This window comes from Amycolatopsis acididurans (assembly GCF_012328925.1).
Taxonomy (GTDB): domain Bacteria; phylum Actinomycetota; class Actinomycetes; order Mycobacteriales; family Pseudonocardiaceae; genus Amycolatopsis_E; species Amycolatopsis_E acididurans.
Genome location: NZ_JAAXLS010000007.1, coordinates 137,814 through 152,143, shown reverse-complemented (window position 1 = coordinate 152,143; position 14,330 = coordinate 137,814). Strand labels below are relative to the sequence as shown.

General features: G+C 72.2%; 13 protein-coding genes. 7 read left to right on the top strand and 6 right to left on the bottom strand.

Annotated elements, in window-relative coordinates:
- Positions 1 to 96: 96 nt before the first annotated feature.
- Together HFP15_RS13840 and HFP15_RS13835 are read right to left on the bottom strand one after the other, a co-directional pair.
- Complete coding sequence (locus tag HFP15_RS13840; protein ID WP_168515398.1) at positions 97 to 753, bottom strand: response regulator; 657 nt, start codon at positions 751 to 753, stop codon at positions 97 to 99.
- On the bottom strand, positions 750 to 1,889 hold the full coding sequence (locus tag HFP15_RS13835; protein WP_312871580.1) for a sensor histidine kinase: 1,140 nt from the start codon (positions 1,887 to 1,889) through the stop codon (positions 750 to 752). The genes HFP15_RS13840 and HFP15_RS13835 overlap by 4 nt, the downstream gene beginning before the upstream one ends.
- A 120-nt stretch (positions 1,890 to 2,009) precedes the next feature.
- On the opposite strand from HFP15_RS13835, the gene HFP15_RS13830 reads away from it, so the two are divergent.
- Positions 2,010 to 2,228 (top strand): DUF5957 family protein, encoded by a 219-nt coding sequence (locus HFP15_RS13830; protein ID WP_168515396.1) that lies wholly within the window; start codon positions 2,010 to 2,012, stop codon positions 2,226 to 2,228.
- A 17-nt stretch (positions 2,229 to 2,245) separates the two neighbouring features.
- Positions 2,246 to 3,721: a multicopper oxidase family protein gene (locus HFP15_RS13825; RefSeq protein WP_168515596.1), complete on the top strand. Its 1,476-nt coding sequence runs from the start codon at positions 2,246 to 2,248 to the stop codon at positions 3,719 to 3,721.
- Between the two features lie 19 nt (positions 3,722 to 3,740).
- Here HFP15_RS13825 and HFP15_RS13820 read toward each other — a convergent pair whose 3' ends face one another.
- Positions 3,741 to 5,753: a phosphocholine-specific phospholipase C gene (locus tag HFP15_RS13820; RefSeq protein ID WP_168515394.1), complete on the bottom strand. Its 2,013-nt coding sequence runs from the start codon at positions 5,751 to 5,753 to the stop codon at positions 3,741 to 3,743.
- A 191-nt stretch (positions 5,754 to 5,944) separates the two neighbouring features.
- On the opposite strand from HFP15_RS13820, the gene HFP15_RS13815 reads away from it, so the two are divergent.
- The 3 genes from HFP15_RS13815 (at position 5,945) to HFP15_RS13805 (ending at position 9,146) form a co-directional block, all read left to right on the top strand.
- Complete coding sequence (locus HFP15_RS13815) at positions 5,945 to 6,157, top strand: heavy-metal-associated domain-containing protein (RefSeq protein ID WP_168515392.1); 213 nt, start codon at positions 5,945 to 5,947, stop codon at positions 6,155 to 6,157.
- The gene (locus HFP15_RS13810) at positions 6,154 to 8,295 is read left to right on the top strand and encodes a heavy metal translocating P-type ATPase (protein ID WP_168515390.1); all 2,142 of its coding nucleotides are present in this window, start codon (positions 6,154 to 6,156) and stop codon (positions 8,293 to 8,295) included. Before HFP15_RS13815 ends, HFP15_RS13810 begins: the two co-directional genes overlap by 4 nt.
- 254 nt (positions 8,296 to 8,549) lie before the next feature.
- Positions 8,550 to 9,146 carry a class I SAM-dependent methyltransferase gene (locus tag HFP15_RS13805; RefSeq protein ID WP_168515388.1) on the top strand — a complete coding sequence of 199 codons (597 nt, stop codon included), beginning with the start codon at positions 8,550 to 8,552 and terminating at the stop codon, positions 9,144 to 9,146.
- A gap of 7 nt (positions 9,147 to 9,153) precedes the next feature.
- Here HFP15_RS13805 and HFP15_RS13800 read toward each other — a convergent pair whose 3' ends face one another.
- A complete protein-coding gene (locus tag HFP15_RS13800; RefSeq protein ID WP_168515386.1) occupies positions 9,154 to 9,546 on the bottom strand; it encodes a nuclear transport factor 2 family protein in 393 nt (130 codons plus the stop codon).
- A gap of 75 nt (positions 9,547 to 9,621) precedes the next feature.
- Here HFP15_RS13800 and HFP15_RS13795 point away from each other — a divergent pair, with 75 nt between their 5' ends.
- Together HFP15_RS13795 and HFP15_RS13790 are read left to right on the top strand one after the other, a co-directional pair.
- Positions 9,622 to 10,356, top strand: coding sequence for a phytanoyl-CoA dioxygenase family protein (locus HFP15_RS13795; protein ID WP_168515384.1), 735 nt, complete (start codon positions 9,622 to 9,624; stop codon positions 10,354 to 10,356).
- The gene (locus tag HFP15_RS13790; protein WP_168515382.1) at positions 10,353 to 10,820 is read left to right on the top strand and encodes a DUF3237 domain-containing protein; all 468 of its coding nucleotides are present in this window, start codon (positions 10,353 to 10,355) and stop codon (positions 10,818 to 10,820) included. Before HFP15_RS13795 ends, HFP15_RS13790 begins: the two co-directional genes overlap by 4 nt.
- On the opposite strand, the gene HFP15_RS13785 is transcribed toward HFP15_RS13790, so the two are convergent.
- Entirely contained in the window at positions 10,817 to 11,839 is a 1,023-nt protein-coding gene (locus tag HFP15_RS13785) for an isocitrate/isopropylmalate dehydrogenase family protein (RefSeq protein ID WP_168515380.1), read from the bottom strand. The genes HFP15_RS13790 and HFP15_RS13785 overlap by 4 nt on opposite strands.
- 10 nt (positions 11,840 to 11,849) lie before the next feature.
- Positions 11,850 to 14,309, bottom strand: a complete 2,460-nt coding sequence (locus HFP15_RS13780) for a beta-glucosidase (protein ID WP_168515378.1) — start codon at positions 14,307 to 14,309, stop codon at positions 11,850 to 11,852.
- Positions 14,310 to 14,330 lie beyond the last annotated feature (21 nt).

Sequence of the window (14,330 nt, the reverse complement as noted above, 5' to 3'; positions counted from 1 at the left end):
GCGATTATCCCGTCACAGCGAGGCGACATCGGACACCCTGCGGTTACGTCACCGACAGCCAGGCCTGGAACGCGATCGCCGAGGTCATCACCGCGCTCAGGCCTCGCCCGGTGTCACCAGCCCGGCCTCGTAGGCGATGTGCACCAGCTGCGCCCGGTCCCGGGCGTCCAATTTGGTCAGCAGCCGGCTGACGTAGGTGCGTGCCGTGGCCGGGCTGAGGAACAACCTGCCGGCGATCTCGTCGTTCGACCGGCCCGCCGCGATCTCCGCCAGCAGTTCGCGTTCCCGTGCGGTGAGCCGCGCGAGCCTGCTCTCGTCGACGGGACGCCGGGCGGCGACGGCGGCCATGACGCGCCGGGTGACCGACGGCGACAGCAGCGCCTCCCCGCCCGCCACCGTGCGCACGGCGGCCCGCAGCTCGCCGGGCTCGGTGTTCTTGAGCAGGAAACCCGAAGCACCGACCCGGATCGCGTCGAAGATGTGCTCGTCGGTGTCGAACGTGGTGAGCACGACGACCTTGGTGCCACGCAACCGCTCGTCGGCGACGATGCGCCGCGTCGCCTCGATCCCGTCGACACCGGGCATCCGGATGTCCATCAGCACGACGTCCGGCCGCCGCGCGAGCGCGAGCGCCACCCCAGCCGCCCCGTCGGCGGCCTCACCGGCGAGGGTGATGTCCTCGGCCCGCTCCAGCAATGCGCCCAGCCCCGCACGCATCAGCTGCTGGTCGTCGACGATCACCACCCGGATCACCGCCCCACCTCCACCGGCAACGACGCGGACACCCGGAATCCCGCGCCGGGCCGCGAACCGATCTCCACCCTGCCACCCAGCAACGCGGCACGCTCGCGCATTCCGGCGAGCCCACGGCCCGGCCGGGGCGAGGCGGCACCGGCACCGTCGTCGGTGACACTGACCTCCAGCCGCCCGCTCTCGTACCGCAACAGGACCTCGGCCCGCTGCGCACGCGCGTGGCGCAGGCAGTTGGTCAGGGCCTCCTGCACGATGCGGTAGGCGGTCGTGTCCACGACCACCGGCAGGAGCACGGGTTCGCCTTCGGTGCGCATATCCACCCGCAGGCCCGTGTCGGCGGTGGCGGCCACCAGAGCGCCCAGATTGCGCAGGCTGCCCGCCGGGCCGCGCCCCTCGGCGTCGGTGAGCAGCCCGAGCGTGGTGCGCAGTTCGCGGACGGCCTCGTCGCTCGCGGCGCGGATCGTGGTCAGTGCCGCCCGTGCGGCCGCGGGGTCGTCGTCGAGTGCTTCGGTGGCGACGCTGGTCTGCACCGCCACCACGGCGATGGTGTGGCCAAGCGCGTCATGCAGATCGCGGGCTATGCGCAGCCGCTCCTGCCCCACCCTGCGCTCGGCCTCGCGTTCGCGGTCGGCCACGGCTCGCTCTTCGGTGCGCCGCTGTTCGGCACGCAGCAGCCGGGTGGCACGCACCGTCGCGCCGAGCGCGATCGCGCCGAGCATCAGCCCGACGGTCGAGGCCAGCTCGAAACCCAGCAGGTAGCCCGGGTCCTCGCCCTGCACCAGTCGGAACGTCGTACTGATCGCCACCAGCGCGGCCGCGACACCCGCGGAAAAGGCGAGCTTGCCCGCCTCGGCGGCCGAGTACAGCGCGGCGGCCACCGGCAGGGCCAGCCCGACCGGTGGATACCCGGCGGCGTAGTAGGCGAGCAGCCCGGCCGCGGTGGCCGCGAGCGCCAGCACCGGGAAACGGCGGCGCACGAACATCAGCGCGCCGAGACAGAGCGCGAACACGTACGCCACGGCGTCCGGTCCCCGGGCTCCGCCGAGGTCCATCGCGATCGCGACCGCCACGACCACCGACGTGGCCACGCCCAGCGTCACGTCGATCGGCACACCCCGCCGGTTCCCCTCGTCCACCTCGCGAGGATAGCCATCGGGCGCGCGGCGGGCAGTCGTCGTATGTTGACAATTCCCGCCGCCGGATTGCCCACTTAGGACCGATTACGAGAACCGGCGCGGCGGCTTAGCTTGTCCGGCATGAGAACACTGGGTGTCGCGATTCTCGGCCTGTTCGCCGGTCTCGCGGTGGGTTTCCTGCTTTTCAGCGAGGTCGTCGGCAGGCTCGCCGTGGAAGACGGCCAGGTGCACGCGCCGTGGACGTTCGTCATCGGGTTCGGCCCGCAGGTGCTGGCGGTCGTGGGCGCGGTACTCGCCGTCGTGGTGGACAACCGGATTCGCGGAAGGAAGCGGCAGTGAGGGTTTCGCGCCGGGACATGCTCCGGCTGACCGCCGGCGGCATGCTGCTCGCGACGACCGGATGTTCCAGCGGGGGCGCCACCGTGGAGACCGAGTCGAGCGCGGGCGCGATCCTGCGCAGCACCGCGAAGCTGCCCGAACCGTTCACCGTGCCGCTGCCGGTGCCGCCGGTGCGCCGCCCGGTGCGGACCGCGAACGGGGTGGACTACCACGAGATCACCCAGCGGGCCGCCGATGTCGAGATCCTGCCGGGCCTGCGGACCCGGGTGTGGGGCTACGACGGCATCTTCCCCGGACCGACGATCGAGTCCCGGCGCGGCCGCACGACCGTGGTGCGCCACCACAACGCACTGGACGTCCCGGTGGTGGTGCACCTGCACGGCGGGCGGACACCGCCCGAGCACGACGGCTACCCCACCGACACGATCGCACCCGGCGCCGTGCGGGACTACGAGTATCCGCTCGACCAGCGGGCCGCGACGCTGTGGTATCACGACCACCGCATGGATTTCACCGGTCCACAAGTCTACAAAGGACTCGCCGGGCTCCACCTCGTGCGCGACGACGAGGAGGACGCGCTGCCCCTGCCGCGCGCGGAGCGGGAGGTGCCGCTCGTGCTCACCGACCGCGCCTTCGCCGAGGACGGCTCGTTCGTCTACCCGTCGGTGGATCCCTCACTGCGCGGGCATCCTGGCGTCACGGCGGACTACATGAGCGGTGTGCTCGGCGACTGCGTGCTCGTCAACGGCGCGCCGTGGCCGGTGCTGGAGGTGGGCGCCGTGCGGTACCGGTTCCGGATCCTCAACGCGTCCAACGCGCGGCGGTACCGGCTGGCGCTCGATCCGCCGCCGCCGGAGGGCCCCGCGTTCGTGCAGATCGGCAGCGACCAGGGCCTGCTGGCCGCGCCCGTCGAGCACGAGCGGGTACCGATCGCGCAGGCGGAACGCTTCGACGTGCTGGTCGACTTCTCCCGCTACACGATGGGCCAGCGGGTGACGCTGGTCAACCAGCTCGGCGAGGACGGCACCGCGAACGTCATGCGCTTCGTGGTGGCCCGCCGGGCGAGCGAGGACAGCGCCGTGCCCGCCCGCCTGTCCGACATCCGCCCCCTGTCCACATCGGACGCCGTCGCCACGCGCGAGTTCGTCTTCCGGCGCGGCGGCGCCGAACAGCACGGGAGGACACTGTGGACGGTCAACGGCGAGCCCTGCAGCCCGGACACCATCTCGGCCACCCCCGCGCTGGGGACGGTGGAGCTGTGGAAACTGCGGGCGCAGAACGTCGCGCATCCCATCCACATCCACCTCGGCCGCTTCCAGGTGCGGGAGCCGTCGCGCTACGCGGGCGGCTGGAAGGACACCGTCGACCTCGACAGCGGCGACCAGGCCGAAGTGCTGGTGCAGTTCGACGGCTATCGGGGCAAGTACGTCCTGCACTGCCACAACCTCGAACACGAGGACATGATGATGATGGCCAACTTCCAGGTCACCTAGCGCGGCGAGGATCGCGGGCTCAGTGCCCGGTGATGATGCCGGGGTCGCTGGTGCTCGGCTGCCCGGTCTCGACGTGGCCGGCCAGGCGGCGCAGGAAGCCCTCCGCGGTGACCGTGACGTCGTACCAGTTGCCCGCCCCGCGCGTGTCCAGCACGACGGTCGTCCGGGCACCCGGCCGCACCTCGTAGGTCGCGGGCCGGTCCTTGCCGTAGGCGTCGCCGACCGTCAGGCGCACCGGAGCGGTGCCGTCGTTGGACAGCACGAGCCGCAGCTTGCCGCCCGCGTCGTGGCGCGCGCTGACCTCCGGACCGCGGGCGCTGCCCTGGAACCGGCGCAGGAATCCGCCCGGCCCGTGCACGCTGTAGTCGTAGGCACCCGCCGCGGGCAGCTCGCCGGGCAGGCTGTGCCCCGCGCCCACCGTGTACGTCCACGGGCCGCCGGCGGGCGCGGTGACGTAGAAGCCCGCTCCCGTCCCGCCGTGGTTGGCGAACATCACCGTCAGCGTGTCCTGGCCGACCGTGGCGTCGGCGGCCAGGTCGTAGGGCAGCGGGCGGGCCGGCCGCTGCCCGCGTTCCTGCAACGGCATCGCCGGATCGGCCGGGACGGCGGGCACGTAGTCGGGGTGGCGTTGGTGGTCGGGCGGCGCGTATCCGGAGGTGTCGGGCAGTGCGGGCACCGTGGTGTCGGTGTGCGAGAAGTCGAACGCGGAGGTCAGATCGCCACAGACGGCGCGGCGCCACGGCGAGATGTTGGGCTCGCGCACGCCGAAGCGCCGCTCCATGAACCGGATGATCGAGGTGTGGTCGAAGACCTCGGAGCAGACGAAACCGCCCTTGCTCCAGGGCGAGACGACGAACATCGGCACCCGCTGCCCCAGCCCGTACGGCCCGGCCGGGTTCGCCGCGGAACCCGCGAAGATCTCGTCCCCGGTGTCCACCGTGGACTGTCCGGCGGTCGCGTACGGCGGCACGACGTGGTCGAAGAAGCCGTCGTTCTCGTCATAGGTGACGAAGAGCGCGGTCTTGCTCCACACGTCCGGGTTCGCGGTGAGCGTGTCGAGCACCTTCGCGATGTACCAGGCGCCGTAGTTGACCGGCCAGTTCGGGTGCTCGCAGAAGGCTTCGGGCGCGACGATCCACGAGATCTGCGGCAGCCGGTCCGCCTTGACGTCGGCGGAGAGCAGGTCGAAGAAGTCCTGTCCCTGCTTGGCGTCGGTGCCGGTGCGGGCCTTGTCGTAGAGCGGGCTGCCCGGCTGCGCGTCGCGGTAGGAGTTGAAGTACAGCAGCGAGTTGTCGCCGTAGTTGCCGCGGTAGGCGTCGGAGATCCAGCCCCACGAACCAGCGGCGTCCAGCCCGTCGCCGATGTCCTGGTAGATCTTCCAGGACACGCCGGCCTGCTCCAGCCGCTCCGGATAGGTGGTCCAGGAGTAGCCGGCCTCCTGGTTGCCGAGCACCGGCCCGCCGCCCTTGCCGTCGTTGCCGGTGTAGCCGGTCCACATGTAGTACCGGTTCGGATCCGTCGAGCCCATGAACGAGCAGTGGTAGGCGTCGCAGATGGTGAACGTGTCGGCCAGCGCGTAGTGGAACGGGATGTCCTCGCGGGTGAGGTAGGCCATCGTGGTGGTCCCCTTGGCGGGCACCCACTTGTCGTACCTGCCGCCGTTCCACGCGGCGTGCGTGTCGTTCCAGCCGTGCGGCAGGTCCTGGATGAACTGCAGGCCGAGGTTGTCGGCGTCCGGGCGGAACGGCAGGATGTCGCGGCTCCCGTCGGACTGGTGCCACACGGGTTTCCCGCTGGGCAGCGTCACCGGTCGCGGATCACCGAAGCCGCGCACGCCGCGCAGCGTGCCGAAGTAGTGATCGAAGGAGCGGTTCTCCTGCATCAGCACCACGATGTGTTCGACGTCGCGGACCGTGCCGGTGCGGCGGGCCGCGGGGATCTGCGCCGCGCGGGCGATGCTCGTGCTCAGCAGCGAGGTGGCCGCGGTACCACCGGCGAGTTGCAGGAAACGCCTGCGGTTGACGTTGCTCATGGCGCACTATTCGACGCCTGATCACGAACGGGTGGCCGCCCGCCGGGGAAACACCGGACGAAGCTCTGTTGAAGGATCCGCCGAGCAACGCATTTCGGGCACGCGACCCTCGAACGAGTGATAGCGGGAACCGCACGGCGCCGGGAACCAACTCTGCGAACGAAGGTTTCCGCTATTTCCGGGGAGTACATATGCCGACGAAGTCCGTCTACACCGTCCGGGGCATGAGCTGCGGGCATTGCGCGTCGTCCGTCACCGAGCAGATGACCGCGCTGGGCGGCGTGCAGAAGGTCGATATCGACGTCGCGAGCGGGCAGGTCGTCGTCACCAGCCAGGCCCCGCTCGCACTGGAGCAGGTCAGCGCCGCGGTCACCGAGGCCGGGTTCAGCCTCGAACCGCGATGAGCGAGGTCGATCTCGGCCAGCACCGGCAGGAACTGCTCATCGGCGGGATGACCTGCGCGGCCTGCGTCGGCCGTGTCGAGCGCAAGCTGGCGGGCCTGGCCGGGGTGCGCGCGACGGTCAACCTCGCGACCGAGAAGGCCACCGTGACGTATCCGGCGACGATGACGGCCGCGGACCTGATCGCCGCGGTCGAAGCGGCCGGCTACACCGCCACACTGCCCGGCCCGCGCGTACCGGACCGGCAGGAGACGGCCGGCACGCTGCGGCGACGGCTGCTCGTGTCGCTCACACTCGCGATTCCGGTGGTGGCGCTGTCGATGGTGCCGCCACTGCGGTTCACCGGCTGGCAGTGGCTCGCGCTGGCGCTGGCCACGCCGGTCGTGCTCTGGGGCGGCTGGCCGTTGCACCGCACGGCGTGGGCGAACGCGCGGCACGCGGCGGCCACCATGGACACGCTCGTCTCGCTCGGCGTCACGGCGGCGTTCGGCTGGTCGGTCTGCGCCCTGCTGGCGGGCACGGGCGAGGGCACCTACCTCGAAGTGGCCGCCGGGGTCACCACCGCCGTGCTCGCGGGCCGGTTCTTCGAGGCCCGCGCGAAACGGCGGGCCGGGGCGGCGCTGCGGGCGCTGCTCGAACTCGGCGCGAAGGACGTCGCCGTGCTGCGCGACGGGGCCGAGCACCGGATGCCGGTCGCCGAACTGCGAGCCGGCGACCGGTTCGTGGTGCGGCCCGGCGAGAAGATCGCCACCGACGGCGTGGTCGAGGAAGGCCGCTCCGCGGTCGATCTGAGCATGCTCACCGGTGAACCGGTGCCGGCCGAGGTGCGGCCCGGCGACGAGGTGGCCGGCGCCGCCGTGAACAGCGGCGGGCGGCTGCTCGTGCGCGCGACGCGGGTCGGTGCCGACACGCATCTGGCGCGGATCGCGGCGCTGGTCGAGCAGGCGCAGGCGGGTAAGGCCGAGGTGCAGCGCCTGGCCGATCGCGTCTCGGCCGTGTTCGTGCCGGTGGTGATCACGCTCGCGGTAATGACGCTGGGCTTCTGGCTCGGCCTCGGCACCGGCGCGGGGCCCGCGTTCACCGCGGCGGTCGCGGTGCTGATCGTCGCGTGCCCGTGCGCGCTGGGGCTCGCCACCCCGACGGCGTTGCTGGTGGGGTCCGGCCGCGGCGCGCAGCTCGGCATCCTGATCAAGGGGCCGCAGGTGCTGGAGTCCACCCGCCGGATCGACACGATCGCGCTGGACAAGACCGGGACGATCACCGCCGGCCGGATGAGCCTCGTCGCCGTGCACGCCGACGAAGGCGTGGACGAGCGGGAGGCGCTGCGGCTCGCGGGCGCGGTCGAGCACGCGTCGGGCCATCCGATCGCGCAAGCGGTCGCGGCGGGAGCCACGGAACGCCTCGGCGCGCTGCCGCCGGTGTCGGATTTCCAGGCGCGAGACGGCATCGGCGTCACCGGCGTGGTCGAGGAACGCTCCGTCGAGGTCGGCCGCTGGCCCGATCCGCTGCCCGGGACACTGCGCGAGGCGCAGCGCACGGCCGAGGAGTCGGGCCACACGGTGGTCACGGTCGCGTGGGGCGGTCGCCCGCGTGCCGTGCTGGTGGTGGCGGACACGGTCAAACCCACCTCGGCGCAGGCGGTTCGCGAACTGCGGCGGCTCGGTCTGCATCCGGTGCTGCTGACCGGGGACGCCGAGGCGCCCGCCCGGTTCGTCGCCGCGCAGGTCGGCATCGACGAGGTCTTTCACCGGGTGCTGCCGGAAGGCAAGGCACGCGTGATCGCCGGCCTGCGCGACCGCGGCCGGGTGGTGGCGATGGCGGGCGACGGGGTCAACGACGCCGCCGCGCTGGCCACCGCCGATCTCGGCCTGGCGATGGGCACCGGCACCGACGCCGCCATGCACGCCGCCGACCTCACGCTGGTACGCGGCGATCTGCTGGCCGCGGCCGACGCGATCCGGTTGTCCCGCCGCACGCTGGCCACGATCAAGGGCAACCTGTTCTGGGCCTTCGCCTACAACGTGGCCGCGCTGCCGCTCGCCGCCGCCGGGGTGCTGGACCCGATGATCGCGGGGCTGGCCATGGCGTTCTCGAGTTGCTTCGTCGTGTTCAACAGCCTGCGCCTGCGCCGCTTTTCCTGACCATCCACAGTGGACTCCCAGCGCTCGTCCACGGTCCATCCGGCCGCAAGCCCCGCTGTACGGCACGCTCGTGGTCAGAGACAGACCCGCGCCGGCCAACGCCGGTGCGGCCATGATCGCGAACCGGCAGTTCCCACCAAAACCACTGCCCCGGGCTGCCTGCGGCTGAATCGCCCGTGGAACGGCTCCGGCAGGGCAGCGGTGATGAACCGTCCACATCGGACTTACCGCGGAGGTGTAGCATCGGCGGCATCATGAGTGACATCGCGGCTACCCGAGCCTTCTTCGGTCCCCGCGCCGCCGGCTGGGAGGTGCGCTTCCCCGACGACGCTCCCGCGTACCGGCGCGCCGTCGCCGACCTCGCTCCGCCCGTGGGCGGGGCGGTCGCCGACGTCGGCTGCGGCACCGGCCGTGCACTGCCGGAACTGCGTGCCGCCGTGGGTTCCGGCGGTGTGGTGCTCGGCGTGGACGTCACCGTCGAAATGCTGGCCGAAGCGGCCGCGCTCGGACGCGGCGAAGTGGCGGCGCTGGTGCTCGCCGACGCGCTGCACCTGCCCGTGGGCACCGGGCGGCTCGACGCGGTCTTCGCCGCCGGGCTGGTCTCGCACCTGACCGACTCCGTCGCGGGCCTGGCCGAACTGGCGCGCGTGTGCCGTCCCGGCGGGCGGCTCGCGCTGTTCCATCCGGTGGGCCGGGCAGCGCTGGCCCGCAGGCAGGGACGCGAACTCTCGCCCGGCGACCTGCGCGCCGAACCCAACATCCGGCCCGCGCTGGCCTCCTCCGGCTGGCACTGCGACCTGGTCGACGACGCCGAGGACCGCTACCTCACCCTGGCGACGCGCATGCCGTGAGACGCCCTCACGGGGTCGAGGCGGCCGCGTCCTTGGCGATCTGGTCGAACTGGGCGCCCATCGCCTCGGCGAGCGCGTTGGCGGCGGAGAGCGGGCGCACCATCACCATGAAGTCGTCGATGAGGCCGTCGGCACCGAAGTGCAGGAAATCGCAGCCGGTGATGGCCTTGCCACCGACAGTCGCCTCGAAGATCAGCGCGTGGTCGTCCCCGTCGGCGATCTCCCTGACGTAGCGGAAATCCTCGAACACGCGCAGCACGCCGCGCAGGATCGCCCCGGTGATCGCCCGGCCCTGGTAGGGCTTGAACACGACGGGGCTGGTGAACACCACGTCGGGCGCGAGCAGCGCGATCATCGCGTCGATGTCGCGAGCCTCGACGGCCGTGCGGAAGGAGTTCATCCCGCCGACGTTAGCAGCACCAGCCGCGGGCGAAATCGGTTGGCGAGCACGGGCCGGTTTGCCAGGCTACGGAGCGTGCTCAGCGATGCGGAGATCGACCGGTTCGTCACCGAGGGTTTCGTCAAGGTGGAGGGCGCTTTCCCCGCCGAGGTCGGGCAGCGGTGCCTCGACGAGCTGTGGGCGGCCACCGGCTGCGCCCGCGACGACCCCGCGACCTGGACCGAGCCCGTGATCCGGCTCGGCGGGTTCGGCACGCCGCCGTTCGTGGCGGCGGCCGGCACCGGACCACTGCACGAGGCGTTCGACCAGCTTGTCGGCGCTGGCGCGTGGGAGCCGCTGGGCGGACTGGGCACGTTCCCCGTCCGTTTTCCGGTCGAGGGCGATCCCGGTGACGACGGCTGGCACGTGGAGGCCGGCTATTCCGGCGAGCAGGGCGAGTACCGGGTCAACGCGCGCTCCCGTGGCCGCGCGTTGCTGCTGCTGTTCCTGTTCTCCGACGTCGGCCCCGACGACGCGCCCACCCGCATCCGGGCCGGTTCGCACCGGGACGTGCCGCCGCTGCTGTCCCCGCACGGCGAGGCGGGTCGCGAGTGGATGGACCTGTGCCGCGACGCCGTCCCCGCCTCGGCGCACCGGCCCATCGCGTTCGCGACCGGTAGCCTCGGCGATGTGTATGTGTGCCACCCGTTTCTCGTGCACGCGGCGCAACGGCATCGCGGCCGCGTGCCCCGTTTCGTGGCGCAGCCACCACTGCTCCCCCGCGGTCCGCTGAGCCCGGATCGCCCGGTCGTGCGGGCGATGGCGGCATGACCGCGCCACGGCCGGGTCTCGAACCGCTGGCCCATGTCGAGGCCGGCCTCGGCGAGCCGCTCGACGTCGGCGTCACCCCGCACGGTCATCGCCGCGTCGTGCCGATCATCGGCGGCACCGTCGCCGGGACGCGGTTCACCGGCGAGATCCTGCCCGGCGGCGCGGACTGGCAGATCATCCAGCCGGACGGCTGGGTACGCATCGAGGCCCGCTACACGGCCCGCGCGCGGGACGGCACACTCGTATCCATCGTCAGCCGGGGCGTGCGCCACGGGCCGCCGGAGGTGATGAGCGCGTTGCTCGCGGGCGAGTCCCCCGACCCGGCCGCCTACCGGTTCCGTACCGCGGTCTCCTTCGAAACCGCCGAGGACGGCCCGCTGTCCTGGCTCAACCACCTGATCGCGGTGTCCTCCGCGATCCGCGCGCCCGCCGCCGTCCTGCTCGATCTCTACGAGGTCACCTAGTCCACAAAGGACACGATCGCGTCGGCGACGGCGCCGGGGCCGCCCTCGGCCGAACCGTCCGGCCTGATGCGCACCGCCCCGGCCGCGAGCGCGCCCGCCACCGCGGCCCGCACCCGGTCGCCGTCCGCGCCGCGGCCGAGGTGGTCGAGCATCATCGCGGCGGCCAGGATCTGCCCCACCGGATTGGCCAGTCCCCTGTCCGCGAGGCCGGGCGCGCTGCCGTGGATCGGTTCGAAGTAGGCGCCGTGGTCACCGATATTCCCGGCCGGGCACAGGGAAATGCCGCCGACGGTGGCGCCGCCGAGATCGCTGAGGACATCGCCCAGGAAGTTCTCCATCACCAGCACGTCGAAGTCTGCCGGCCGCAGCACGAGCGCCTGCGCCGCCGCGTCGGCGTAGACGAACTCCGTGGCGATGTCCGGGTAGTCCGCGGCGACCTCGGTGAAGACCTCGCGGAACAGGGCGTGGCTGCGCAGGACGTTGCTCTTGTCGACGCAGGTCACCTTGCGGCGCGCGCGTTCGAACGCGTGCCGGCACACGCGCGCGGTGCCCTCGCGGGTGGTCAGCAGCGTGTCCGACACGGCCCACCGGTTGCCGACTCCCTTGCCGCGCGAGGCATAGAGGCCCTCGGTGTTCTCGCGGACGATCGTGTAGTCGATCGGGCCAGGGGCCGCGAGCGCCGAGGACACCCCGGGCAACAGCAGGACGGGCCGGACGTTGGCGTAGAGGTCCAGACCGGTGCGCAGGATGCCGCCGAGTACCCCGGCTTCCGTGCCGTCCGGGAACCGCACGTCCGGTAGTCCGACCGGGCCCTTGAGCGTCGCGTCGACGCCGGTGCGCATCAGTTCCACGTCCTGCGGCGCGCATGCGACCCCGGTGCGGCGGTAGGTGCCGGCGCCGGCGTCCACGTCGACGTAGTCCAGCTCGCCGGTGACCGTGCCGAGCACGGTCAGCGCGGCGTCGACGAGTTCGGGCCCGATGCCGTCACCCCTGATCAGGGCGATCCTGTGTGTTCCCACGACCGCGAGTCTAGGTGGGGCGCCGGTCCTTCACCCGCACCGTCGCGGTGAGCGGCAGATCGAGCACCGACGAGCCCACGTGCACGGTGAACTCCCCCGGCTCGTAGCACCAGCCGTCGCGCCAGTCGGCGAAGGCACGCTGCGGCAACGGGATCGTCACCCGCGCGGTCCGCCCCGCCGCCGCGGTCACCGGGGCGAACGCGGCGAGCCAGCGCACCGGCCGCTCGATCGCGCTGCCGGGGCGGGACAGATACACCTGGACGACCTCCTTGCCCGCCCTGGCACCGGTGTTGCGCAGACACACTGCGATCTCACCATCCTCCACAGTGGACGGTTCGCGGAGGAGGTCCACCGTCTCGTAGGCCCAGGTCGTGTAGCCCTGCCCGGCGCCGAACGGGTAGGCGGGCTCGGCGCCCGTCTTCAGCCATGCCCGGTAGCCGATGTGGATTCCCTCGTCGTAGCGGAGTTTCCCGTCGACCGGGGTCACGTCCAGCACCGGCACGTCCCCGGTCGCCTTGGGCCACGTCGTGGGCAGGCGCCCGCCCGGCTCGGCACGGCCCAGCAGCACGTCGGCGAGCGCGTGGCCCATCTCCTGTCCGCCGAAGTAGGTCACCAGCACCGCGGCGACCTCGTCACGCCATGGCAGCAGCACCGGCGAGCCGGAGTTGACCACCACGACCGTGGGCGTGCCGGTGGCCGCCACCGCGCGCACCAGCTCGTCCTGGCGGCCCGGCAGCGACAGGCTCGTGCGGTCGAAACCTTCCGACTCCACCTGCGCGTTCGTGCCGACCACGACCACCGCCACCTGCGCGCCGGCGGCCGCGCGCACCGCGCCGGTGATCAGCTCGTCCGGGCGCGTGTCGTTCGGTTCGAGCCCGGCAGCGATGCCGAAGACGCCGCCCTGCGCGGTGAGGCTGGATTTCAGTTCGAACTCGACGCGCACCTCGACCGGTGTCCCCGCCTCGACGGTGACGGGCGCCGAGATCGACGGCGGGTACAGCAAGGCCGCACCGAGGTCCTGCCCGGCGGTTTCGGTCGTGCCCTCCTTGACCAGCCGCCCGTCAACGAACACGCGCCCGTGCCCCACCGCCGCGAAACCCGGAAGAACCTCCTCGGTGGCCTCCGGTGTCCAGGTCAGCGACAGCTCGATCACGTGCGCGGTGGCGACCGGTGCGGCACCGCCGACGTAGGTCAGCGCGCTCGCCCGCCGGTTCTCCCGGAACAGCTCGGTCCCGCCGGCGTCGGTGAACCGCACGAGCATGCCGGGTTCGCCGGTCGCCGGATTGACGATGCGCGCCAGGGGAAACGGCGCGATCCCCTGCTGCACGAGCGCGCCCACCGCGTACTCCACCTCGGCGTCCGGCAGCGCGGCACGGATGCCCTCCAGGGGGCTGACGACGTGTCCGGGCACGACCGTCGCCGAACCGCCGCCCTGCGTGCGCGCGTGCCGCGCGTTGTGGCCGATGACCGCGACCCGCCGCAGGTCCGGGCGCAGCGGGAGAATCCCGTCGTCGGCCAGCAACACGGTGCCCGCGGCTGCCGCCTCGCGCGCGAAGGCGACGCCGTCCTCGGCGACCGCCGGTTCCCGCCGGGGAAAGCCGTCCAGCGCCCCGACCCGCGCGGCGAGCAACAGGATCCGGCGCACCTTGCTGTCCACAACGGACTCGTCGATCCGCCCGTCGCGGACGGCGGCGACCAGCGCGTCACCCCACGGCCCCTGCGGGCCCGGCATCACCAGATCCTGCTCCGCCTCCGCCGAGGCGAGGCTGCGCACCGCAGTCCAGTCGCTGACCACCACGCCGTCGAATCCCCATTCGGTCTTCAACGGCTGCGTCAGCAACCGGTGTTCGGTCGCGGTGACCCCGTTGACCGAGTTGTACGCCGACATCACCAGCCACGACCGGGCCTGGGTGACGGCCTTCTCGAAGGCCAGCAGGTACAGCTCCCGCAACGCCCGCTCGGAAACCTCGGTGGAGGCGGTGAAACGTTCGGTCTCGTAGTCGTTGCCCACGTAGTGCTTCGGGGTGGCGCCGACCCCGTTCTCCTGCACTCCGGCCACATACGCGGCGGCCAGTTCGGCGGTGAGCACCGGATCCTCGCTGAACGCCTCGAAATGCCTGCCGCCCAACGGAGAACGATGCAGGTTGATGGTCGGTCCCAGCGCGACGCCCACGCCCTTGCGGCGCGCCTCGACGGCCACGACGTTGCCGTACCGGCGGGCGATCGCCGGGTCCCAGGACGAGGACAGCGCCGTCGCCGAGGGAAGGTTCAGCGACGGGGACCGCTCGTCCCACACCTCGCCGCGCACCCCGGAAGGCCCGTCGGACAACAGCATCCGGCGCAGCCCGATCTTCTCCAGCGGCCGGGTGGTCCAGAAATCGCGGCCGGTGAGCAGACTGACCTTCTCCTCCAGCGTCAGCCGGCTCAGCAATGCGGACAGCACGGGCGAGTCCAGCGTCAGATCGGTCACGTGCCTCACTATGCCTTCTTC